The sequence below is a fragment of the Streptomyces sp. NPDC031100 genome (genome assembly GCF_055570785.1).
This window is the reverse complement of the sequence record NZ_JBVIGN010000006.1, coordinates 230,501-253,154: the sequence shown is the minus strand read 5'-3', so window position 1 is coordinate 253,154 and position 22,654 is coordinate 230,501. Positions and strand designations below refer to the sequence as shown.

The following is a 22,654-nucleotide window of genomic DNA, read 5'->3' as shown; positions in this document are numbered from 1 at the left end:
TTTCGCTATTTTCCTCTACTCACACGGGAGTTCACTCATGTCCACATTTTCCGGACAGCCCACGGTCACCGTTCTCGGTCTCGGCCCGATGGGCCGTTCGCTGGCCGGTGCATTCCTGAAGGCCGGGCTGCGCACCACCGTCTGGAACCGTACGCCGGGCAGGGACCGCGAGCTGATCGGACAGGGCGCGGCCGGCACCGCCACCGCCGAGGAGGCCGTCGCCGCGAGCGACCTGATCGTCGTCTGCCTCGTGAATTACGACGCGGCCGACGCCGTCCTGCGGCCGGACGCGGTCACCCGGGCCCTGAAAGGCCGTACCGTCGTCAACCTCACCGCCGACACCCCGGACCGCGCCCGGGACACGGCGGACTGGGCCGCCGCCCACGGCATCCGCTACCTGGACGGCGCCATCATGACCCCCGCCCCCAGCATCGGCACACCGGACGCCGTCTTCCTGCACAGCGGCCCGCAGGACCTCTTCCAGGAGCACCTGCCCCTGCTGGAGGCTCTGGGTGGCACGCACACCCACCTCGGCGAGGAGATCGGACGGGCGGCCACCTACGACATCGCCCTGCTCGACATCTTCTGGACCGCCATGGCGGGCTACGCACACGCCGTCGCGATCGCCCGGGTGGAGGGTGTCACCGCCAAGGAGCTGGCCCCCTTCGCCCAGGGCATCGGCGCGATCCTGCCGCCGCTCTTCGCGGAGTTCGCCGAGGACGCCGACAGCGGCAGCTACTCCGGGGCGATCAACCCCATCACCTCGGCCGTCTCGACCATGTCCCACGTCGTCGCCCTCTCCGAGGCCCACGGCATCGACGCGGGCGTGATGCGCGCCGCGGAGGGCATGGCCCGCCGGGTCATCGGCCTCGGCCACGGCACGGACGGCTTCATCCGGGTGGCGGAGGTGCTGGGCCGGCACTGATGCCGGGTGGGGGCGACTCCCTCGGCCCGCGGGCGGACTCCGTGGTCCGCCGGGTCTGTCCCGGGTCGGCAGGTCGACTGCCCGGGCCGGTGGGCCGATTTCCCGGGCCGGCAGGTCGACTCCCTGGGCCGGTGGGTCGACTGCCCAGGCCGATGGGCCGACTCAGAGGTGGACTCCGTGGTCCGCTGGGTCGATTTCCCGGGCCGGCAGGTCGACTCCCGGAGCCGGTGGGCCGACTCCCTGTGCCGGCGAGCGGACGGAACGTAACGGACCCGGACCTGCGACTTGTGCGTACGTCCGTGCGATGGAACGCTTCCCTCCGCCGGTCGCGACCACGGCCGGTGACAGCTGTGACCACCGGTTTCCCGGGAGACGGACGATCTCCCGGAGCCGGGTCGTGGGACGGAACGGGGAGTGGACCGAATGGAGCTGGAGCTTCGGCATCTGCGGGTGCTGTGCGCGATCGCCGACGCGGGCAGCGTGGGCCGAGCCGCAGCGCACCTCGGATACTCGCAGCCCGCCGTGAGTACCCAGCTCCGACGCATCGAACGCCACCTGGGCGAGCCGCTCTTCGAACGGAGCGCGAGCGGAGTGCGGCCCACCCGGTACGGCGCCGAGGTCGTCGCCCAGGCCCGGGACGTCCTGGCCCGCGCCGACGCCATCGGCCACCGCCCGGCCGGGGCCCGGCCGCGCCGCACCCTGCGCGTGGCCGCGACCAACTCGCCCATGCTCTCGGGCACGGTGTCCCGCGTCCGCACCCGGCTCCCGGAACTGTCCCTCACCGTGACCAGCGTCTACGCCTCCTCGCGCATCGTCGAACTGCTGGAGGAGGGCGCGGTGGACGCGGCCATCGCCGCCGACTACCCGGGCATGGAGCTGCGGCACTCGACCGCCGTGAAACACCGCGGGATCGTCACCGAGCCGACGTTCATCGCACTGCCCGCGCGTCACCGCCTGCGCCAGGTCGCCCAAGTGCAGCTGGCCGACCTGGCCGAGGACGACTGGTTCGTCACCCCGGACGACGGCGCCGGCTGGCCCGGGGTGTTCTACGACGCCTGCGCGGCGGCCGGATTCACCCCGGTCGCCGTCCACGAGTTCCTCGGCGACCAGACGCAGCTGCAGAGCATGATCGCCGACGGCCTCGGCGTGTCCCTGGTGCAGCCGACGCTGCGCCCGATCCCGCACGTGACGATCAAGCCGCTGGCCGGCTCACCGCTGTGGTGCCGCTATGTGCTGGCCTGGCGGCCGGACACCGTCACCGACGACGTGGTGGAGGCGCTGTTCCAGTCGGCCCTCGGCGCCTATCGCGATCTGGTCGCCCAGGCACCGCACTTGAGGACATGGGCGTCCCGCACCTGGAGCATCGCCGGGGCGTAGGTCTGCCTGCCGGAGCCAGCCGCGATGTTATGGGCGGGCGGTGCCATGTGCTATGTCACACGCCATTGTTGGCGCGCGTGGAGCGCGAGACAGTGCCTCACACGCCTCAACACCCCACCGAGGCGCATCCCTTCGTGGAGGAATCCCGATGCGCTATCGCTTCGCGCTGCCCAGACGCCTGGCCGGCGCCGCCGCAGTCTGCGTCACCGTGGCCGGCTTGCTGTCGACACCGGCGCTGGCAGCACCTCGGCCGCACGCCGATACGACGGCCCGCACACCCGCCCAGCACCTCTCCGCGCCCCCGCCCACCGGCCGGACCACCGGTGCCACCGAACGTCCCGCGGCCCGGGCGAGGCGGCTCAGCCCCGCCCAACTCCCGCCCCGGGCAACGATGTCCACCCGCAGTATGGAGACCGGCCCGCGCAGTGCCGCGAGGGCGGCCTCCTGCACCCCGGCCGACTTCGGCAGCCGCACCGGATCCGCCCTCGTCTCGTTCGTGAAGGCCTCCACGACGGACTGCGTGAACACCCTCTTCTCGGTCACCGGCAGGGACGCGCGCGACATCTTCCGCCAGGCGCAGATGCTGACCGTCGCGAACGCGTTCACGCGGACGGCCGGGCAGTACCAGGGCGACAACTCAGGAAGCCTGCTGCAGCTCGTCCTCTTCCTGCGCGCCGGCTACTACGTGCAGTTCAACCACCCCGGTGACGTGGGGTCGTACACCTCCCGGCTCACCACCGCCGTCACGGGCGGCCTGGACACCTTCTTCGCCCGCTCCCACTCCCGGGACGTGACGGCCGCGAACGGTGCCATCCTCGGCGAGACGGTCACCCTCACCGACAGCGCCGACCAGCAGGGCCGCTATCTGTACGTCTACCGGCGGCTGCTGGGCGACTACGACAGCTCCTACGACGCCGTCGACAGCATGGTCAGGGCCGTCAACAACGTCTACACGCCGCTGTGGCGGGGCAACTGGAACCCGGCGTACGTGCAGGCGGTCGACGCCGACCCGCGCATCATCGACACCCTGTACGACTTCGCGCTGGCCAACACCGACCAGCTCGGCACGAGCCTGGCCTTCCTGGACTCCAACGCCGGGATGAACCTGGCCCGTTACGTCGAGCACCCGGAACTGCGCGAGACCGTCCGGCCGTTGACCAGGGATCTGCTGGACCAGACCGAGATCACCGGACCCACGGCAGGGCTGTGGGTCGCCGTGGCCACGCAGGCGAACTACTACGACAGCGTCAACTGCGCGTACTACGACGTCTGTGACCTGCCCGGCAAGCTCACCAAGGCCGTCCTGCCCGTCACCCACCAGTGCGACGCGAACGTCAGCATCCGCTCCCAGTCCCTGACCGCCGACGACCTCGCCGCCGCGTGCAACAGCGTGCTGAACCAGAGCGCCTACTTCCGCGGCACCGTCAAGGCCGACGGCGCGATACCCGGCCAGTACGTCTCGACCATCCAGCTCGTCGTCTTCACCAGCCGCACCGACTACCAGACCTACGCAGGAGCGATCTACGGCATCAGCACCGACAACGGCGGCATGACCCTCGACGGCGACCCGTCCAACCCCGCCAACCAGGTGTTGTCGATCATGTACCAGAAGAACTACGACGACGGCTTCGTGGCCCGGATCTGGAACCTCAACCACGAGTACACACACTTCCTCGACGGCCGCGACGACATGAAGGGCGACTTCGCCCACCAGATCTCGGTGCCGGACGTGTGGTGGATCGAGGGCATCGCCGAGTACGTCTCCTACAGCTACCGGGGCCTCGCCGACGACCAGGCGATCCAGGAGGCCGGCAAGCACACCTACCGGCTGAGCACCCTGTTCGAGAACACCTACGACAACAGCGACGTGACCCGCACCTACCCGTGGGGCTATCTCGCCGTGCGCTACATGGTCGAGCGGCATCCCGACGACATCCAGCGCATGCTCGCCCGATTCCGCGTCGGTGACTACACCGGCGGATACGCCGTCTACCACGACGGCATCGGCACCCGCTACGACGCCGACTTCGACCAGTGGCTCACGGCGTGCGCCGGGGGTGCCTGCGCCAGGCCCGCCGCGGCCTGACCGCACGCACCCGAGCAGTACGGCCGCCGACCGGAATCCCGGTCGGCGGCCGTACGTGTCGGGCGGGTCCCCGGCGTCAGACCGCCGTCGCCGGGTACGTCGGGTACTCGACGCCCGAGACGTGCTGGACGACCCGGACGACCTGGCAGGAGTAGCCGAACTCGTTGTCGTACCAGAGGTAGAGGATCGCGTTGTCGCCCTCGACCTTGAGGGCACCGGCGTCCACGATCGAGGCGTGGCGCGAGCCGATGAAGTCGCTGGAGACCGCGTCGGGCGCCGTGGTGAAGTCGATCTGGCGCTTGAGCGGCGAGGTCAGCGACACGTTCCGCAGGTAGTCGTGGACGTCCTCGCGGGTGGTCTCGCGGGCCAGCTGGAGGTTGAGGATCGCGATCGAGACGTCCGGGACCGGGACGCGGATCGAGCTGCCGGTGATCTTCGCCTTGAGGTCGGGCAGCGCCTTCGCGACGGCGGAGGCGGCGCCGGTCTCGGTGATGACCATGTTGAGCGGCGCCGAGCGGCCGCGGCGGTCGGCCTTGTGGTAGTTGTCCAGCAGGTTCTGGTCGTTGGTGAACGAGTGGACGGTCTCCACGTGGCCGCGCAGCACGCCGTACTCGTCGTCCATCGCCTTCAGCGGCGGGACGATCGCGTTGGTGGTGCAGGAGGCGCAGGACAGGATCTGCTCGTCCGGCTTGATCGTGTCGTGGTTGACGCCGTGCACGATGTTCGGGACGTCGCCCTTGCCGGGCGCGGTCAGGACGACCTTGTCGATACCGGGGCGCAGGTGCTGGGACAGGCCCTCGCGGTCGCGCCACTTGCCGGTGTTGTCGATGAGGATGGCGTCCCGGATGCCGTACTCGGTGTAGTCCACGGACTTCGGATCGTCGGCGTAGATCACCTTGATCGCGTTGCCGTTGGCCACGATCGTGCTGTTGTCCTCGTCCACGGTGATCGTGCCGTGGAACTGGCCGTGGATGGAGTCCCGGCGCAGCAGCGAGGCGCGCTTGACAAGGTCGTCGGCGGCCCGGCCGCCGCCGCCGCGCACGACGATGGCGCGCAGGCGCAGGCCGTTGCCGGAGCCGGACTTCTCGATCAGGAGGCGGGCGACGAGCCGGCCGATGCGGCCGAAGCCGTAGAGGACGACGTCACGCGGCTCGCGGCGCTCGATCTTGTTGGCGCCGGTGGCACCGGCGACCGCCTCGGCGGTGAACTCGGCGATGCTCAGGCCGCGGTCGTCGGCCTTGTAGGTGGTGGCGAGCATGCCCAGGTCGATCTGGGAGGGCCCGAGGTCCAGGGCGGTCAGGGCCTGGAGGAACGGCATGGTCTCGGTGACCGAGAGCTCCTCGCCGGCGATCTGCCGGGCGAAGCGGTGCGTCTTCAGGATGCTGACCACCGACTTGTTCACCAAGGAGCGGCTGTGCAGCAGGACGGTCACGTCCCGCTCGCGGTGCAGCTTCCCGATGATCGGGATCATCGACTCCGCGGTTTCCTCGCGGTTCTTCCAGTTGGTGAACGAGTCGTCGTTGACAGTCACGGATCCATCTTTCGAGCTAGGCAGCGCTCATATGGTAACCGCACCATGTTTTGATCTTGGCGGGGGTCTGTAGTTGTTCCTGAATCAGGGTGGAAGACCGTAAGAAAGCCGGGTCGCGGATTGCATGCCCGCACCGGCGTGATCATGGTCGGAGGGTGAGCACGTCCTCCGTACCCCGGCCCGAGCCGGCCGCCCCGTCCCTTCCTCTCCGCCCCGCACTGCCGCGAGTCGCCCGGTACCGGATCCCCGAAGGCGCCCTGCGGGCCCTCGCGTTGTTCGCGGCGGTCCGGCTCGCCGGGATCGCCACCGTGATCGTCGCCAACCACATCACCGGACATCCGCTGGTCAAGAGCCTGGCCCACTCCTGGGACTCCCGCTGGTACCTGCACATCGCCACGCACGGCTACGGCCACCTCATCTGGATCAGCCAGAGCGGCGGCGTACAGGCCGACTGGGCGTTCTTCCCGCTCTATCCGGGACTCGTCCGGACCCTGATCACCGTTCTCCCGTTCACCCCGGGCCAGGCCGCGCTGCTGATCGCCTGGGCGGCCGCGGGCACGGCCGCGTACGGCATCTACGTCCTCGGCCACCGCCTGTACGGGCGTGCCGTCGCCACCGCACTGGTCGGCCTGTGGGCCGTACTGCCCCACGCCGTCGAACTGACCATCGCCTACACCGAGTCCCTCTTCGCCGCGCTCGCCGTCTGGTCCCTGTACTGCGTGCTCCGGCGCCGCTGGCTGTGGGCCGGTGCACTGGCCGCGCTGGCGGGCCTGTCCCGGCCGACCGGATTCGCGGTCGCTGCTGCCGTCGGCCTCGCCGCCGCGCAGGAGGTGCTGCGGCAGCGCGGCCGGGTACCGGCGACCCTCTGGGCCGGCGCCCTCCTCGCCCCGCTGGGCTGGCTCGCCTATGTGCTGTGGGTCGGCTGGCGGACCGGCGACGTGTTCGGGGGCTACTTCAAGGTCCAGAGCGGCTGGGACTCGCGCTTCGACTTCGGCGCCGGGGCCCTGCGCTTCCTCAGGGGGCTGCTCCTGCACGGCGGCGGCTTCGTCTATCCGGCGGCTCTGGTGATCGTCGCCGTCGGCGTCGTCCTCTTCGGGCTGCTCTGCCTGGACCGCGCTCCGCTGGCTCTCGTGGTCTTCGCGGGGGTGCTGGTGCTGCTCGTGGTGGGCGGCTCCGGCTCCTTCTCGTCCAAGCCGCGCTTCCTGCTGCCGGTCTTCCCCCTGCTGATCCCGCCGGCCCGCGCCTTCGCCCGCACCTGGCGGGTACGACCGGCCCAGGTCCTGCTCGTCGGCGGCGCCCTGGCCGTCATGTCCCTGCTGTACGGCGCCTATGTGACGGTGGTGGCCCGCTCCCCGCTGTGAGTCACCCCGTAAACGGCCCCTGAGGCAGGATCCTCCCATAAAGGTAAAATCTGGGTGTTTGCCCTGACGGGCCACCGCCCAGCCGGAAGTGACCGATGCACCGCAAGCGCTCCACGGACGACGGCGACGAGCTGCTGGCCAGACTCGGTTCGCTCACCGCCCAGGCACGCGAGCGCGCGGAACTCCAGCGCAGCCAGGTCGAGCTGGCCATCGCGCTGCAGCGCGAAATGCTGCCCCGGGACCTGCCGTCCGCCGCCGGGCTGCACCTTGCGGTGCGGTACGCGCCCGCCTGCTACGGCCTCAACGTGGGCGGGGACTGGTACGACGCCTTCACCCTGCCCGACGGCCGAATCGGGCTGTCCATCGGCGACGTACAGGGTCACAACATCGAGGCCGCCGCCTTCATGGGCCAGGTCAGGGTCGGACTGCGCGCCCTTGCCTCCGTCACCAGCGCGCCGGGCGAACTCCTCGGCCGGACCAACGAGCTGCTCCTCTCGCTGGGCAGCGAGCTGTTCGCCACCTGCACCTTCATGCGGCTGGACCTGGCCACCGGCGTGCTGGAGAGCGCGCGGGCCGGGCACATCCCGTTCGTCTGGGCCAGGGCGGACGGGAAGTCCGGCGTCGTGGACGACGAGGGAGGTCCGCCCCTCGGCATCGAGCCGGGGATCGAGTACCCGGTGACCCGGCACCAGCTCACCACGGGCGGCGTCTTCGTGCTGCTCACCGACGGCGTGGTGGAGGGCCCGTCCCTGTCCGTCGAGGACGGACTCGACCAGGTGGTGCGGCTCGCGGGCATCGCGGCCGTCGCCGGTCTGGAGGCGCACGCGCTGGCCGCAGCCGTGATCAAGGGCGCGGCGAGCGTGGGGCACGAGGACGACGCCGCCGTCCTCGTCGTGGGCCTCGACGGGCCGGACCTGTAGCCGGAGGACAGCGACCGCGCAGGCCGCCCCGCGTTCAGCCGGAGAGCGGGACCGGACACCTCTCGCCTCGCCGACGGCGGGCCATCGGTGTGAGATTGCTCTGTGCTGGGTTTCGAGGATCTGCGCAGGCCGGGCGGCTACGCCGTCCGGGTGCTGGCCGTCGCCGCCGCCTATTACGGTGCGGCACGCCTCGGGCTCCTGCGCCGCCTCGTCGTCGAGGGCTCCGTGGTCACCCCCATCTGGCCGCCCACCGGCGTCGCCGTCGCCGCTCTGCTGATCCTCGGGCTGGGTTGCTGGCCCGGCGTCGCGCTCGGGGCGTTCTCCGCGATCCTGTACCTGACCACCCCCGAGCCCGATGTGATCGGCTTCATGTTCGGCAACACCGCCGCGCCCGTGTGCGCGGTGCTGCTGCTGCGCCGGGCCCGGTTCCGCACCGACCTCAGCCGGTTACGCGACGGCCTCGCCCTGGTGTTCCTCGGTGCGCTGACCGCCATGCTGATCAGCTCGACCGTCGGCGTCGGGCTGCTGCTGATCACGGGCAAGCTTCCCGCGCAGAGCTTCTGGGCCGTATGGCTGGCCTGGTGGGTGGGCGACGCGATGGGCGTCCTCATCGTCACCCCGTTGCTCCTGATGCTGCACAGGGCACGCTGGCCGCCGCCCATGAAGCGCTGGAAGGAGGCCACCGCGCTGACCGTCGTGGCCTGCGCCGTCGTGCCGCTGGCCACCTACAGCTCGATCAGCCTGCTCTTCCTCGTCTATCCGCTCATCATCTGGGCCGCCCTGCGCTTCCAGCTGGTGGGCAGCATGCTGTGCGCGCTGCTCACGTCCGTGCTGGCCACGGTCGCCGCGACGGACGGGGTCGGGGCCTTCGCGGGGCTGACCCGGGTCGAGGTCATGGCGAAGCTCCAGGCCTTCAACGGTGCGATGGCCCTGACCGCGCTGCTGCTGTCGGCCGTCATCACCGAGCAGCGCAACACCCGGCGCTCCGTGGAACAGGCCTGCAAGGAACTTGCGGAGGTCCTGGAGCACCTCACCGCGGCCGAGCCCCCGCCTCCCCGCCCGACCGCGGAGCCCGAGGAGGGGCCGTGGCCGGACGAGGCCCCGTGACGAGAGCCCGCCGGGGCTCCGGACGGGGGAGCGGGAGGGACAGGCCGAAGCGCGTCACGGCGTGTCGAACGGCCGGGCGGGGGTCCCGGGAGACGATGGGCGATGCCCGTGCGGGTACGGGGTCGGGCCGGAGGGACAGCGACGGCATGGAACAGCGGGTGGCACCCGGAGAGACAGGCCGGGAGACCGAGGCGGCCGACCCCGCTCCCCGCGAGCCGGCACAGCACCCGCACGGCCCCGGCGCACGGGCGACCGGGTCGGCCGGATTCGGCCATGCCGAGCTGGCACAGCACTCGCACGGCGGCGGTGCACGGGTGACCGGGTCGGCCGGACTCGGCCACGGTGATTCGGTACGGCGCCTGGACGGCCGGGGCGCAGGGGCGACCGGGCCGGCCGGACTCCGCCACAGTGATCCCGTGCGGCACCCGGACGGCGGCGCCGACGTGCGGCGCCGCATCCCCCGCACCGATGCGCTCCTGCGTGACCCGAAGCTGGCCGCCGCGGCGGACCGGCTCGGGGAGTGTGTCGTGAAGTCGGCGATCCGGCAGGCGCAGGAGCAGGCACGCGACGGGGCCGTTCCGCCCGAGCGGGTTGCGGACACCGTCGTCGCACTGCTTCCCGGCACGGTCGGCGGGCTCCGCCCGGTGATCAACGCCACCGGCGTGCTGCTGCACACCAACCTCGGCCGGGCGCCGCTGTCCGCGGCGGCCCGGCAGGCCGTGGTGGCGGCCGCCGGGCCCACGGACGTCGAGCTCGATCTGGCGACCGGCGTACGCGCCCGTCGCGGCCGCTCCGCCCTGGCCGCGCTGCGCGCCCGTGTGCCCTCGGCCGGTGGCGCGCACATCGCCAACAACGGGGCCGCCGCGCTCGTCCTGGCCGCCACCGCACTTGCGGCCGGCCGGGAGATCGTCATCAGCCGCGGGGAGATGGTGGAGATCGGGGACGGCTTCCGCCTTCCTGACCTGCTCGTCTCCACCGGCGCCCGGCTCCGCGAGGTCGGCACGACCAACCGGACCACCACCGCCGACTACGCCGCCGCGCTCGGGCCCGAGACGGGCTTCGTGCTGAAGGTGCACCCGTCGAACTTCCGCATCACCGGGTTCACCCGTGCCGCCGAGGTCGGCGAGCTGGCCGAGCTGGGCGCCCCGGTCGTCGTCGACATCGGCTCCGGACTGCTCGCACCGCACCCGGCGCTGCCCGGGGAACCGGACGCCGACACCCAGCTTCGCGCCGGTGCCGCCCTCGTCACCGCGAGCGGCGACAAGCTGCTCGGCGGCCCCCAGTGCGGGCTCATGCTGGGCCGCGAGGACCTGATCCGCACCCTGGCCCGGCACCCTCTGGCCCGCGCCCTGCGTGTCGACAAACTGACCCTGGCCGCCCTGGAGGCCACGCTCACCGGACCGCCCACCCCGACCGCCACCGCCCTCACCGCCGACCCGGCCCGGATCAGGGAGCGAGCCGGCCGGCTCGCCATCGCCCTGAACGCCGACGGCATCGACGTACGCGCCGTCGAGAGCGCCGCCACGGTCGGCGGGGGAGGTGCACCCGGCGTCACGCTGCCCAGCGCCGCGCTGTCCCTGCCCGAGCCCTACGCCGGAGCGCTGCGCACCGGCCGGATCCCCGTGGTCGGCCGGCTGGCGGCGGGACGCTGCCTGCTCGACCTGCGGGCCGTCCCGGAGGAGGACGACGAGCGGCTGGCCGAGGCAGTACGGGCGGCCCGCCCGGCTGCCGGGAGGTAGGCGGCATGCACGTCCTCGCCACCGCCGGTCACGTCGACCACGGCAAGTCCGCCCTGGTGCGGGCGCTCACCGGCATGGAGCCCGACCGCCACGAGGAGGAGCGCCGCCGGGGCCTGACCCTCGACCTCGGCTTCGCGTGGACGAGGCTCGGCCCGGAGGGCGCACACCTGGCCTTCGTGGACGTACCAGGGCACGAGCGGTTCGTCGCCACCATGCTGGCCGGTGTCGGGCCCGTGCCCGCCGTCCTGTTCGTGGTCGCCGCCGACCAGGGCTGGCAGGCGCAGTCGCAGGAACACCTGATGATCCTCGACGCGCTCGACGTCCGGCACGCCGTCCTCGCCGTGACCCGCAGCGACCTCGCCGACCCGGAACCCGTACGCGCGGACGCCGTGGAGCGCCTGGCCGCCACCTCACTCGGCAAGGTGCCGTCCGTCGCGGTGAGTGCCGTCACCGGTGCGGGCCTGGCCGAACTGCGGGATGAACTGGCCAGGCTGGCCGGTGAGTTGACCGTGCCCGCCGCCGATGCCGACGTACGCCTGTGGCTGGACCGGGCGTTCACCGTGCGCGGCCACGGCACCGTGGTGACGGGCACCCTCGGCTCGGGCACCCTGCGCGTCGGCGACCGGCTGGTCACGGGGGACGGGCGCGTCCTGCGGGTGCGCGGGCTGCAGAGCCTGCACGAGGAGCGCACCGAGGTCGGAGGTGTGGCCCGGGTCGCCGTCAACGTGCACGGGCCGGCGGACGGCGCCCTGCGGCGCGGGCAGGTGCTGCTGACCCCCGACCGCTGGCTGCTCACCGAGGTGCTCGACGTCCGGGTCGGCTCGGAACCGGTCGCCGACCTCCCCCGCTCGGTCACCCTGCACCTCGGCACGGCCGCCGTCGCGGCGACCGTCCGCCCGCTCGGCGAGGACACCGCCCGGCTCACCCTGAACCGGCCGCTGCCCCTGCGGATCGGCGACCGCGCGGTGCTGCGCGAGCCGGGCGGCAGCCGGGTGCCCTGCGGTGTCACCGTCCTCGACGTGCGGCCGCCCCGGCTGACCCGGCGCGGCGCCGGCCGGGCCCGCGCCGCCCAACTGGCCGGGATGACCGGCCGCCCCGACGGCGCCGCCGAACTGCGCCGCCGCAAGCTGATCCGCAGAGCCGACCTGCTGGCCATGGGAGCACCGCCCCCGGCCGAGCCCGTGACCGGGGAGTGGCTGGCCGACGAGAGGTACTGGACGGCCCTGCGCGGCCGGCTGGCCGCCGAGGTCGACCGGCACGCCCGTGCGCACCCACTGGAACCCGGTCTGCCGGCCGAGGCCGCCCGCCGGCTGCTGGGCCTGCCCGACCGCACCCTGGTGGACGCACTCGCCCGGGCCACGCCCCGACTCCGCAGCCGACAGGGCCGGTTGTACGCCGCCGACACCCTCCGGCCCACGCTGCCCCCGCCCGTCCGGGCGGCGGTGGACGCCGTACGCCGGGACCTCGCCCGTACGCCGTTCCGCGCGCCCGAGGCCCACCGGCTGGCCGAACTGGGGCTCACCCGCAAGGCGTTGGCCGCCGCCGTGGCGGCGGGCGCCCTGCTGCGGATCGCCGACGGCATCGTGCTGCTGCCCGGCGCGGACACCGAGGCGGCCGCCGCACTGCGCCGGCTGCCGCAGCCGTTCACGCCGAGCGAGGCACGGCAGGCGCTGGACACCACACGCCGGGTGGCCGTGCCGCTGCTGGAGCACCTGGACGCCCGGGGGTACACGGAACGCGTCGACGATCAGCGCCGCCGCTGCAGGCCCGATCCGGGGAGCGGAGGCGGACGGGAATCGAACCCGCCTGCCCGAGATCCTCGGGCACCTCGGTTTTGAAGACCGGGAGGGCCACCAGGCACCCGCACGCCTCCACCGCCCGCCCAGGCTAGTGCCCCAGGAGACAGGAATGACGCAGACCCGCCAAGCCACCGTCCGGCTCACACAGTTCGCCCACGGCGGCGGCTGCGCCTGCAAGATCCCGCCCGGCGAGCTGGAGGAGGTGCTCGGCGGCCTGGGCGCGGCACTTCCCGGCGGCGACACCCCGCTCGTGGTCGGACTGGCCACCGGCGACGACGCGGCCGTCGTCGGGCTCGCCGCCCACGGCGGCGCGGCCCTGGTGTGCACCGCCGACTTCTTCACCCCGGTCGTGGACGACCCGTACGACTGGGGGCGCATCGCCGCCGCCAACGCCCTGTCGGACGTCTACGCGATGGGCGGCCGGCCCGTCCTCGCGGTCAACCTCCTCGCCTGGCCCCGCGACCTGCTCCCCTTCGACCTGGCTCGCGACGTGCTGCGCGGCGGCCTCGACATCGCCACGGAGGCGGGCTGCCACATCGGCGGCGGCCACAGCGTGGACGACCCGGAACCGAAGTACGGCATGGCCGTCACCGGCCTCGCCGACCCCGAACGGCTGCTGCGCAACGACGCGGGCCGGCCCGGAATGCCGCTGTCGCTGACCAAACCGCTCGGCCTCGGTGTGCTGAACAACCGTCACAAGGCCACGGGGGAGCGGTTCGAGCAGGCCGTCGCCACGATGACGGCCCTCAACCGGGACGCCTCCGCCGCCGCCCTGGCCGCCGGGATCACCTGCGCCACCGACGTCACCGGCTTCGGCCTCCTGGGCCATCTGCACAAGCTCGCTCGGGCGTCGGACGTGACCGCCGTGATCGACACGGCCGCCGTGCCCTACCTGGACGGCGCCCGGGAGGCCGTACGGGACGGGTTCGTCAGCGGCGGGACCCGGCGCAACCTCGACTGGGTCGCGCCGTTCACCGACTTCGGCGCCGCGGACGGCGACACGCGCCTGCTCCTCGCCGACGCCCAGACCTCGGGCGGGCTCCTCGTGGCCGGGGAGGTGCCCGGGGCGCCGGTCGTGGGGGAGCTGGTGCCGCGCGGGACCCACTCGATCGTGCTCAGGTGAGCCCGGTCAGGGCTCCGTCCCGGTGTGCTCGTCGATGCCCGCCCGGGCCCGGTACGACCGCACCAGCTCCACCGACGCCGGGCCCCGGGGACGGCGTCCCGGGCGGATGTCGACGGCGAACGCCTTCGTCTCCTGGATGTGGGTGTTCGGATCAAGGGAGAGGTGCAGCAGCTCGTTGGCCGCGTCACCGGTGGTGTAGCCGTTCGGGCCCCAGTGGTAGGGCAGGCCCACCTGGTGCAGGGTCCGCCCGTGCACCCGCAGCGGTGGCATCCGGTCGGTGACCAGCACCCGCGCCTCGATCACCGCGCGGGCGCTGACGATCGTCGCCCAGCCCGTGTGCTCCAGGCCCCGCTCTGCGGCCAGCTCCGGGGACACCTCGCAGAAGAACTCCGGCTGCAGCTCCGCGAGATACGGCAGCCACCGGGACATGCCGCCCGCGGTGTGGTGCTCGGTGAGCCGGTAGGTGGTGGCCACGTACGGGAACACCTGCGAGCCGGGCTCGGTACCGCTCGGCTGGTAGCGGTTGTCGGGGAGGGCGGGCAGCACCTGCCGTACCGGGTTGCGCTGCTGCTCGTACAACAGGTTCTCGAACGGGGAGTCCTGGGGCTCGTAGTGCACCGGCAGCGGCCCGTCCATGAGCCCGGACGGCACGTACAGCCAGGCCTTCCCGTCGGCCTGCATGAGGAACGGATCCCGGCCGGAGAGCGCCTCGGGACCGGTCGCGCCCCCGGGCGGCCGGTGACCGGGCGCCTTGTCCTTCTTGAAGTCGGGGACGTCGTGTCCCGTCCACTCGCCCTTCTCACCCTTGTCCGGGTCCCACCACACCAGGGCCTTCCGCTCGCTCCACGGCCTGCCCTCCGGGTCGGCCGAGGCGCGGTTGTAGAGGATGCGGCGGTTGGCCGGCCAGGCCCACGCCCACTCCGCGGCCACCCAGTCCTGCTCCCGGCCCGGCCTGCGACGCGCGGCCTGGTTGACGCCGTCGGCGTAGACACCGCAGTAGATCCAGCAGCCGCAGACCGTCGAGCCGTCGGCTTTCAACTGCTCGTAGGAGGAGAGCGGGTTGCCGCCGGCGTCATGGCCGTTGATCTCGGCGAGCACGGCCTCCGCGTCCGGCTCGGCCTGCTCGCCCTTCGTCGGATAGGTCCAGGCCAGGTCGAGCACCGGGCGGTCCATCGCGTCGGTGGACCCGGCCAGCTTCTCCCGGATGATCCGCCCGAGGTGGTAGGCGAACCACAGGTCGCTGCGCGCGTCGCCGGCCGGCTCGACCGCCTGGTGGTGCCACTGCAGCAGCCGCTGGGTGTTGGTGAAGCTGCCGTCCTTCTCGGTGTGGGCGGCGGCCGGCAGGAAGAACACCTCGGTGCGGTTGTCCTCGGTGCGCAGCTCCCCGGTCTCGATCTCGGGGCCGTCCTTCCACCAGGTCGCCGACTCGATCAGCGAGAAGTCCCGTACGACCAGCCAGTCCAGGTTGGCCATGCCGAGGCGCATCAGCTTGGAGTTGGCGTTGCCGACCGCCGGGTTCTGGCCGAAGAGGAAGTAGCCCCTGCAGATGCCGTCCAGTTGGGCCATGGTCGTCTCGTAGGTGGAGTGGGAGCCGGTCAGCCGTGGCAGGTAGTCGAAGCAGAAGTCGTTCCCGGCCGTCGCCGCGTCGCCCCAGTACGCCTTGAGCAGGCTCACCAGATACCGGCGCAGGTTGCCCCAGTAGCCCTTGCGGGCCTCCTGCGCCCGCACGAACGCATCGAGGTCCTGGTCCTGGTGGGCGTGCGGCATCGGGATGTAGCCGGGCAGCAGGTTGAACAGCGTGGGGATGTCCGTCGACCCCTGGATGGAGGCGTGCCCGCGCAGCGCCAGGATGCCGCCGCCGGGGCGGCCGATGTTGCCGAGCAGCGTCTGCAGCACGGCGGCCGCGCGGATGTACTGCACGCCCACCGTGTGCTGCGTCCAGCCGACCGCGTAGGCGAACGCCGTCGTCCGCTCGCGTCCGGAGTTCTCCGTCACCAGCTCGCACACCTGCCGGAACAGGTCCTGCGGCACCCCGCAGACGCGTTCGACCATCTGGGGCGTGTAGCGGGCGTAGTGCCGCTTCAGCACCTGGAAGACGCAGCGCGGGTGGGTGAGCGTCTCGTCCCGCTCCGGCTCGCCCGCACCGATGCCGGCGCCGCCGGCGCCGTGGGCCTCGCCGCGCGCGGCCTCGGCCACCGGCCTGCCGCCGTCGGCGCGCCCCGGGTACTCCTGGTCCCGCTCGCCCGTGGGCGCCCGCACCTCGGTCCCCTCGTACTGCCAGCTGCTGTCGTCGTACATGCGGGCGTCGGTGTCCAGGCCGGAGAAGACGCCGTCCAGGTCCTCGGTGTCACGGAAGTCCCCGCGCAGGACGACGGGCGCGTTGCTGTAGGCCACCACGTAGTCGCGGAAGTACTTCCCGTTCTTCAGGACGTAGTTGACGATCCCGCCGAGGAAGGCGATGTCGGAGCCCGCGCGCAGCGGCACGTGCAGGTCCGCGAGGGCGCTGGTGCGGGTGAACCGCGGGTCGACATGGATCACCTTCGCGCCGCGGGCCTTCGCCTCCATCACCCACTGGAACCCGACCGGATGGCACTCGGCCATGTTCGAGCCCTGGATGACGATGCAGTCGGCGTTCTGCAGATCCTGCTGGAAGGTCGTCGCGCCGCCGCGTCCGAACGAGGTTCCCAGACCGGGAACGGTGGAGGAGTGTCAAACGCGCGCCTGGTTCTCGATCTGGATCGCGCCCAGCGCGGTGAACAGCTTCTTGATCAGATAGTTCTCCTCGTTGTCGAGCGTGGCCCCGCCCAGGCTCGCGATGCCGAGCGTGCGCCGGGTGCGGGTCTCGTCGACCTCCCACTGCCAGCCGGCCCGGCGCGCCTCGATCACCCGGTCGGCGATCATGTCCATCGCCCGGTCCAGGGCCAGCCGCTCCCACTCGGTGCCGTACGGCCGCCGGTACAGGACCTGGTGCTCGCGGGCGTCCCCGGTGGTCAGCTGGAGACTCGCCGCGCCCTTCGGGCACAGGCGGCCGCGCGAGACGGGGGAGTCGGGGTCGCCCTCGATCTGGGTGACCCTGCCGTCCTGGACGTACACGTTCTGCGCGCAGCCCACCGCGCAGTACGGGCAGACGGACTTCACCACCCGGTCGGCGGTGGCGACCCGGGGTGTGAGCCGCGCGGTGCGCCCGCTCTTGGCGGCGGCTCCCCGGCCCAGCGGGTCCGTCCCGGTGAGCTGGCGGTAGACCGGCCAGGAGTCGATCCAGGTGCGTACGCCCACGCCTCCTCCTCCCGCTCGGTTCCTCGATTCTCGCCCGGCCGCGCGACCTCGGCATCTCCAGCCCCGGCGGGCCACGGAGCACCCGCACCGGGACCGGCCGAACGGCGGCACCGCGGTGCGACCGGGTCAACGGCCGCGTGCCGCCAGCCGTTCCCGCTGCGGTACGACCGTGTACTTCGGATCCTCGGCCGACGCCACACCGGCGTGGAACACGCCGAACCGCAGGGCCGCCGAGCCGGAGAGCAGGGCGGCGCCGCCCGCCAGGGCCAGGCGCCGGTCGCGCAGGCGCCCGGACAGGACGGCCAGGGCGGCTCCGGAGGTCGTCAGGACCTCCGCCGCGCGCAGCAGTCCGCGTGGCCTGCCCTGTTCGTAGGGTTCGGCGGGCAGGCCCATGCGGTGCTTCATCAGCCGGAAGGCGCCCAGTTCCAGCGCGGTGCCGAGTACGGCCGTGCGGCGCGCCGGTCCCGCCTGGCCGGTCGGTGCGGCGGCCAGCGCGAGGCCGGCGGCCGCGGTGGCCGCCGATCCCGCGAAGACGAAGGGAAGCTGCCGGTAACCCTCGTGCCAGGACGGCACCGCCGTGTCCGAGAGCAGCACCGCCGTGTACGTCGCCACCGCCGGACCGAGGACGGCGGCGCCCGCGGTGGCGGCCGAGCCCACGAGCCGGTAGCGGCCCGCGACATCGGCGGCCGCGGCGGCCAGCGTCAGCGGGGCGTACCCCGCCAGCAGCCACGAACCCACGCTCATCGGCGAGGTGGGCTTGAGGACCCGGAGCATGTTCAGGAAGCGGGCCGGGCGGCCGAGGTCGTGCACCAGCGCGGCCAGGGAGAGCGAGATGGCCCCGGCAGCGCCCAGCTTCGCCGGGCGGGCCAGGTCCGGCCGACCGGTGAGGCCGGCCCCGGCCGCCAGGAGCGAGGACGCCCCCGCCAGACCGCCGAGATACAGGTATCCGGCGATGTCCAGGGGCTGCCAAGTCGGTTTGTTGAGGATGGGCTTGCCGTAGTACGAGGAGAACTCGGCGGCCGGGACCATCGGTTGCTCGGCACGGCTCCGACGGCGTCCGGCAGAGCCTCCGGTCGACGCCTTCCGTCCCGACCCTTCACCCTGTGCACCGCTCATCGCGGCCTCCTTGCGAAACTCGCCACGGCGAGGGCGCCGAGCGAGACGGCGGCCAGTGCCGCATGCCGCCACATACCGGGCAGGTCCCGCGTGGTGACCACCGGGTCCGGGGGCAGGCCGTAGACCTCCGGCTCGTCCAGCAGCAGGAAGAACGCGCCGTCCCCGCCGACCCCGTCGTCCGGACTCTCGCCGTACAACCGGGCGTCGGTCACCCCGACCGCGTGCAGCTGCGCCACCCGGGCCGCCGCCCGCTCCCGCAGCTCTTCCAGCGGGCCGAACTGGATCGAGTCGGTCGGGCAGGACTTGGCGCAGGCCGGCTCCATGCCGACGCCCAGCCGGTCGTAGCACAGGGTGCACTTCCACGCCCGGCCGTCGTCCCGGCGCTGGTCGATGACGCCGTACGGGCAGGCGGGAATGCAGTAGCCGCAGCCGTTGCAGACGTCCGCCTGGACGACGACCGTGCCGAACTCGGTGCGGAACAGCGCGCCCGTGGGGCACACGTCGAGGCAGCCCGCGTGCGTGCAGTGCTTGCACACGTCCGAGGCCATCAGCCAGCGCAACTCGGTGCGGCCGTCGGGGGAAGCGGGGGAGCCGGTGCCGGGGCCGAGGTGTGCCGCGGCGGCGAACACGTCGACGTCCTCGTGCGTGCCGCCCGGGTCCGGCCCGCCGACCGGCCTGCTCTGTTCGATGAACGCCACGTGCCGCCAGCTGTCGGCGCCGAGCCCCTGCGTGTTGTCGTAGGACATGCCGGTCAGCTCCAGGCCGTCCTCCGGAACGGCGTTCCACTCCTTGCAGGCCACCTCGCACGCCTTGCAGCCGATGCACACGGAGGTGTCGGTGAAGAAGCCCATCCGCGGCGGGGCGTCCGGACAGCCGCCGTCGTTCCGGATCATGCCCTGCCCTCCTCGCTCCGGCTCAGCCCATTCGAGGGTGGCACGGGCGCGCTCGCTCCGCGCGCCCGGAGCGGCCCGCCCGATTACTAACACTTGGTTGAACAGTTCAGACTGATAAACCTACGATTAGTAGTCATGGACGAGGAGGACATGACCGTGAGCGGCAGGCGTCCCCCGGGCCGGCCCCAGGAGACGAGGGCCCTCGCCGCCGCGCTGCGGCTGGCCATGGGCCGGATCGTGCGCCGACTGCGCCAGGCGCACGCCGTGGGGGACGTCTCCCTCTCCGGCGTGTCCGTGCTGTCCCGGCTGGCCACCGCCGGACCGGACTCGCCCGGCGCGCTCGCCGACCTGGAGCGGGTCAGGCCCCAGGCGATGGCCACCACGCTCGCCGGGCTCGAACAACGCGGGCTGGTCAGCCGTACCCCCGACGCGGCCGACGGACGCCGGGCCATCATGTCGATCACCGACGCGGGCCGCGCCATGCTGGAGGAGCGCCGCTCCGAGTCCGTCGACCGACTCGCCCACGCCCTGGACCAGTTCACCCCGCAGGAGCGCGCGGCACTGGACGCCGTCCTGCCCCTGCTCGACCGATTGGCGCAGCGGCTGTGACCGGGCACCCCGGCAAGGGCCTGAGCGGCCGCCTGTTCGCCCGCTCCGCCCGCCGCCGGGAGACGCCACCCGGCCCCGGCTACCAGTGGGTCGCCCTCTCCAACACCACCCTCGGCGTCCTGATCGCCACGATGGACGCCTCCATCGTGATCATCTCCCTGCCGGCGATCTTCCGCGGGATCGGCCTCGACCCGCTCGCCGCGGGCAACATCGGCTATCTGCTGTGGATGATCCTCGGCTATCTGCTGGTCTCGGCCGTGCTGGTCGTCGTGCTCGGCCGGCTCGGGGACATGTTCGGCCGGGTCCGCATCTACAACCTCGGCTTCCTGGTCTTCGCCTGCGCCTCCGTCGCGCTGTCCCTGGACCCGTTCCGGGCCGGCGCGGGCGCCCTGTGGCTGATCCTGTGGCGCATCGTGCAGGCCTTCGGCGGCTCCATGCTCACCGCCAACTCGGCCGCCATCCTCACCGACGCCTTCCCGGCCCGGCAGCGCGGCATGGCCCTCGGCATCAACCAGATCACCGCGCTCGCCGGGCAGTTCCTCGGCCTCCTGGCCGGCGGACTGCTCGCCGCCGTCGACTGGCGGGCCGTGTTCTGGGTGAGCGTGCCGATCAGCGTCACCGGCACCATCTGGTCGTACCTCAGCCTGCGCGAGACCGCGGCCGGCGGGCGCGGCCGCATCGACTGGCTCGGCAACATCACCTTCGCCTCCGGCGCCGGGATCCTGCTCGCCGGCATCACCTACGGCATCCAGCCCTACGGCGGCCACCCCACCGGATGGACGAACCCCTGGGTGCTCGCCGGCCTGATCGGCGGTGTCCTCCTGCTCCTGGTGTTCTGTGTGGTGGAGACCCGGGTCGCCGAGCCGATGTTCCGGCTGTGCCTGTTCCGGGTGCGGGCGTTCGCCGCCGGCAACGTGGCCGCCCTGCTGACCGCGATCGCCCGCGGCGGGCTCCAGTTCATGCTCATCATCTGGCTGCAGGGCATCTGGCTGCCGCTGCACGGCTACGACTTCGAGGACACCCCGTTGTGGGCCGGCATCTTCATGCTGCCGCTGACCCTCGGCTTCCTGATCGCCGGTCCGGTCTCCGGCTACCTCTCGGACCGGTTCGGCGCGCGCCTGTTCTCCACGGCGGGTCTCCTGCTGGTCGCCGGTTCCTTCCTCGGCCTGCCGGCGCTGCCCGTGAACTTCGAGTACGGGATGTTCGCCGCGCTGCTGTTCGTCAACGGCTTCGGCCAGGGCATGTTCTCCGCGCCCAACACCTCGTCCGTGATGGGCAGCGTCCCGGCCCGCCACCGGGGCGTGGCCTCCGGGATGCGCTCCACCTTCCAGAACTCGGGCACGGCCCTGTCCATCGGCGTCTTCTTCTCGCTGATGATCTCCGGGCTGGCCTCCTCACTGCCGGCGACGCTCAGCAGCGGACTCCAGGCCCACGGGGTGCCCGCCGGCACCGCCCACGAGGTGGCCTCGCTGCCGCCGGTCAGCACCCTCTTCGCGACCTTCCTGGGCGACAACCCCATCGGTCACCTGCTGGGCTCCAGCGGCGATGCCGACCACCTGACGGCCGCCCAGCACGCCACCCTGACCGGTCACACCTTCTTCCCCCAGCTGGTCTCCGGCCCCTTCCACCACGGCCTGACCATCGTCTTCGGCGTCGCCACCGGCATGGCCCTGGTCTCGGCCCTCGCCTCCGCCCTGCGCGGAAGCCACGACCCCGCCGGCGACGACACCCCGAAGAGCTCCTATCCCACGTACGCCCGCAAGGGGTAGTGGTCCGAGAGGTTCGTGTACGTGTACGACGTGCCCCAGCTCGTGACCGTCCAGGGCGCCGACTGCTCCTTGACGACCTCGTTGCGCCAGCCCGCCGGGCGGGCGTGACCGGCACGGGCCAGGACGTAGTCGAGGTCCTCGCGCGGGTCGTTCGGGTAGCGGTCGTGGGCGATGGAGTTCTCCTGCGTGTCGAAGGAGTACGGGTGCCCGGTGCGCGCGTCGGCCCCGACCACACCGGCGTCGCCGAGCATCGACGCGTACTCACTGCTGCGCGAATCGACATTGAGGTCGCCCGCGAGCAGCACCTCCTCGTCGGCAGGGATGTTCTTGGCGTCCAGGAAGGCGTCGATGGCCTTGAACTGGCGGCTGCGCATCGCCGCGGCCTCGCCCGCACCGCACCCGGGGTCCGTGGACTGGGCGTGCGTGCCGACCACGTGCACCTTGGTGCCGTCGACGTTCAGGACGACGTACGCGAAGCCCTTGTTGGACCACCAGTCCGCGCCGCACGCGTCCTTGTAGACGTACTGCTCCTTGCGCAGGACCGGCCACTTGCTCAGCACGGTGACCCCGCCGTCCTCGGGCGTGGTCGACGAGTACGCCCCGCCGGTCGCGTCCCAGCCGCTCCTGCTGCGGCCGACCACCGGTGTCTGGTACGGGTACTCCGCCGCGGCCGCGTTCTTCAGCGCGTCGGACGAGGAGTTGTCGAAGGCCTCCTGGAGGACGACCACGTCGTTGCCGTGGAAGAAGGACGTCTTCGGGATCTCGGCGGCCCGGTGGTCCTGGCCCCAGTTCGGGTACAGGTTCTTGCTCATGAGGAAGACGTTGTACGTCAGGACCTTCAGCTCCGGTGCCGAACCGGCTGCCTGGGCCGGTGCCGAACCGGCGAGTGCCGCCGCGGGCAGGGCGAGGGCGAGCACGGCCGCCCCGAGGGCACGGCGAGGTGCGAAGAGCGTCACTGGATCTCCCTGTGGGTGAAGGGGGTTGAGTGGCGCCGCACATCAAACCACCTGGGATTACCCACAG

Annotated in this window: 15 protein-coding genes, 1 tRNA gene and 1 pseudogene; 11 read left to right on the top strand and 6 right to left on the bottom strand. The window is 72.4% G+C overall.

Going from position 1 to position 22,654, the window contains the following annotated elements:
* Positions 1-37: 37 nt before the first annotated feature.
* The 3 genes from ACZ5DS_RS19330 to ACZ5DS_RS19320 all read left to right on the top strand — a co-directional run bounded on the left by ACZ5DS_RS19330 (position 38) and on the right by ACZ5DS_RS19320 (position 4,388).
* On the top strand, positions 38-925 hold the full coding sequence (locus ACZ5DS_RS19330) for an NAD(P)-dependent oxidoreductase (RefSeq protein ID WP_468239860.1): 888 nt from the start codon (positions 38-40) through the stop codon (positions 923-925).
* A 423-nt stretch (positions 926-1,348) separates the two neighbouring features.
* Positions 1,349-2,302 (top strand): LysR family transcriptional regulator, encoded by a 954-nt coding sequence (locus tag ACZ5DS_RS19325; protein WP_468239858.1) that lies wholly within the window; start codon positions 1,349-1,351, stop codon positions 2,300-2,302.
* A 148-nt stretch (positions 2,303-2,450) separates the two neighbouring features.
* Positions 2,451-4,388, top strand: coding sequence for a collagenase (locus ACZ5DS_RS19320; RefSeq protein ID WP_468239856.1), 1,938 nt, complete (start codon positions 2,451-2,453; stop codon positions 4,386-4,388).
* A 76-nt stretch (positions 4,389-4,464) separates the two neighbouring features.
* On the opposite strand, the gene ACZ5DS_RS19315 is transcribed toward ACZ5DS_RS19320, so the two are convergent.
* On the bottom strand, positions 4,465-5,919 hold the full coding sequence (locus ACZ5DS_RS19315) for a glyceraldehyde-3-phosphate dehydrogenase (RefSeq protein ID WP_468239854.1): 1,455 nt from the start codon (positions 5,917-5,919) through the stop codon (positions 4,465-4,467).
* Positions 5,920-6,074: 155 nt separating this feature from the next.
* On the opposite strand from ACZ5DS_RS19315, the gene ACZ5DS_RS19310 reads away from it, so the two are divergent.
* The 5 genes and pseudogenes from ACZ5DS_RS19310 to ACZ5DS_RS19290 form a co-directional block, all read left to right on the top strand.
* Positions 6,075-7,280: a hypothetical protein gene (locus ACZ5DS_RS19310; protein WP_468239852.1), complete on the top strand. Its 1,206-nt coding sequence runs from the start codon at positions 6,075-6,077 to the stop codon at positions 7,278-7,280.
* 95 nt (positions 7,281-7,375) lie between these two features.
* Complete coding sequence (locus ACZ5DS_RS19305; RefSeq protein WP_468239849.1) at positions 7,376-8,200, top strand: PP2C family protein-serine/threonine phosphatase; 825 nt, start codon at positions 7,376-7,378, stop codon at positions 8,198-8,200.
* A gap of 102 nt (positions 8,201-8,302) precedes the next feature.
* A complete protein-coding gene (locus ACZ5DS_RS19300) occupies positions 8,303-9,307 on the top strand; it encodes an MASE1 domain-containing protein (protein ID WP_468239847.1) in 1,005 nt (334 codons plus the stop codon).
* 146 nt (positions 9,308-9,453) lie between these two features.
* A complete protein-coding gene (gene selA, locus ACZ5DS_RS19295) occupies positions 9,454-11,046 on the top strand; it encodes an L-seryl-tRNA(Sec) selenium transferase (RefSeq protein ID WP_468239844.1) in 1,593 nt (530 codons plus the stop codon).
* 5 nt (positions 11,047-11,051) lie between these two features.
* A pseudogene (locus ACZ5DS_RS19290) lies at positions 11,052-12,743 on the top strand (GTP-binding protein); the annotation flags it as partial.
* Positions 12,744-12,826: 83 nt separating this feature from the next.
* On the opposite strand, the gene ACZ5DS_RS19285 reads toward ACZ5DS_RS19290, so the two are convergent.
* Positions 12,827-12,919 (bottom strand) — tRNA-Sec (locus ACZ5DS_RS19285).
* Positions 12,920-12,954: 35 nt separating this feature from the next.
* Here ACZ5DS_RS19285 and selD point away from each other — a divergent pair.
* Positions 12,955-13,968 carry a selenide, water dikinase SelD gene (gene selD, locus ACZ5DS_RS19280; protein WP_468239841.1) on the top strand — a complete coding sequence of 338 codons (1,014 nt, stop codon included), beginning with the start codon at positions 12,955-12,957 and terminating at the stop codon, positions 13,966-13,968.
* A 6-nt stretch (positions 13,969-13,974) separates the two neighbouring features.
* Here selD and fdh read toward each other — a convergent pair whose 3' ends face one another.
* The 3 genes from fdh to ACZ5DS_RS19265 form a co-directional block, all read right to left on the bottom strand.
* Positions 13,975-17,244, bottom strand: coding sequence for a formate dehydrogenase (gene fdh / locus ACZ5DS_RS19275; RefSeq protein WP_468239838.1), 3,270 nt, complete (start codon positions 17,242-17,244; stop codon positions 13,975-13,977).
* A 126-nt stretch (positions 17,245-17,370) separates the two neighbouring features.
* The gene (gene nrfD, locus ACZ5DS_RS19270; RefSeq protein WP_468240342.1) at positions 17,371-18,273 is read right to left on the bottom strand and encodes an NrfD/PsrC family molybdoenzyme membrane anchor subunit; all 903 of its coding nucleotides are present in this window, start codon (positions 18,271-18,273) and stop codon (positions 17,371-17,373) included.
* A gap of 83 nt (positions 18,274-18,356) precedes the next feature.
* Positions 18,357-19,253 carry a 4Fe-4S dicluster domain-containing protein gene (locus ACZ5DS_RS19265; RefSeq protein WP_468239835.1) on the bottom strand — a complete coding sequence of 299 codons (897 nt, stop codon included), beginning with the start codon at positions 19,251-19,253 and terminating at the stop codon, positions 18,357-18,359.
* Positions 19,254-19,388: 135 nt separating this feature from the next.
* On the opposite strand from ACZ5DS_RS19265, the gene ACZ5DS_RS19260 reads away from it, so the two are divergent.
* Together ACZ5DS_RS19260 and ACZ5DS_RS19255 are read left to right on the top strand one after the other, a co-directional pair.
* The gene (locus ACZ5DS_RS19260) at positions 19,389-19,862 is read left to right on the top strand and encodes a MarR family winged helix-turn-helix transcriptional regulator (protein WP_468239833.1); all 474 of its coding nucleotides are present in this window, start codon (positions 19,389-19,391) and stop codon (positions 19,860-19,862) included.
* Positions 19,859-21,631 carry an MFS transporter gene (locus tag ACZ5DS_RS19255; RefSeq protein ID WP_468239830.1) on the top strand — a complete coding sequence of 591 codons (1,773 nt, stop codon included), beginning with the start codon at positions 19,859-19,861 and terminating at the stop codon, positions 21,629-21,631. Before ACZ5DS_RS19260 ends, ACZ5DS_RS19255 begins: the two co-directional genes overlap by 4 nt.
* On the opposite strand, the gene sph is transcribed toward ACZ5DS_RS19255, so the two are convergent.
* Entirely contained in the window at positions 21,604-22,587 is a 984-nt protein-coding gene (gene sph / locus ACZ5DS_RS19250) for a sphingomyelin phosphodiesterase (protein WP_468239827.1), read from the bottom strand. The two genes, ACZ5DS_RS19255 and sph, sit on opposite strands and share 28 nt — an antisense overlap.
* Positions 22,588-22,654: the final 67 nt, after the last annotated feature.

What these genes read in the sequence shown, in the direction of transcription:
- selD (WP_468239841.1), top strand. Translation starts at nt 12,955, where the DNA reads ATGACGCAGACCCGCCAAGCCACCGTCCGGCTCACACAGTTCGCCCAC.
- ACZ5DS_RS19330 (WP_468239860.1), top strand. Translation starts at nt 38, where the DNA reads ATGTCCACATTTTCCGGACAGCCCACGGTCACCGTTCTCGGTCTCGGC.
- nrfD (WP_468240342.1), bottom strand. Translation starts at nt 18,273, where the DNA reads ATGGTCCCGGCCGCCGAGTTCTCCTCGTACTACGGCAAGCCCATCCTC.
- selA (WP_468239844.1), top strand. Translation starts at nt 9,454, where the DNA reads ATGGAACAGCGGGTGGCACCCGGAGAGACAGGCCGGGAGACCGAGGCG.
- ACZ5DS_RS19260 (WP_468239833.1), top strand. Translation starts at nt 19,389, where the DNA reads ATGGACGAGGAGGACATGACCGTGAGCGGCAGGCGTCCCCCGGGCCGG.
- ACZ5DS_RS19320 (WP_468239856.1), top strand. Translation starts at nt 2,451, where the DNA reads ATGCGCTATCGCTTCGCGCTGCCCAGACGCCTGGCCGGCGCCGCCGCA.
- ACZ5DS_RS19305 (WP_468239849.1), top strand. Translation starts at nt 7,376, where the DNA reads ATGCACCGCAAGCGCTCCACGGACGACGGCGACGAGCTGCTGGCCAGA.
- ACZ5DS_RS19325 (WP_468239858.1), top strand. Translation starts at nt 1,349, where the DNA reads ATGGAGCTGGAGCTTCGGCATCTGCGGGTGCTGTGCGCGATCGCCGAC.
- ACZ5DS_RS19265 (WP_468239835.1), bottom strand. Translation starts at nt 19,253, where the DNA reads ATGATCCGGAACGACGGCGGCTGTCCGGACGCCCCGCCGCGGATGGGC.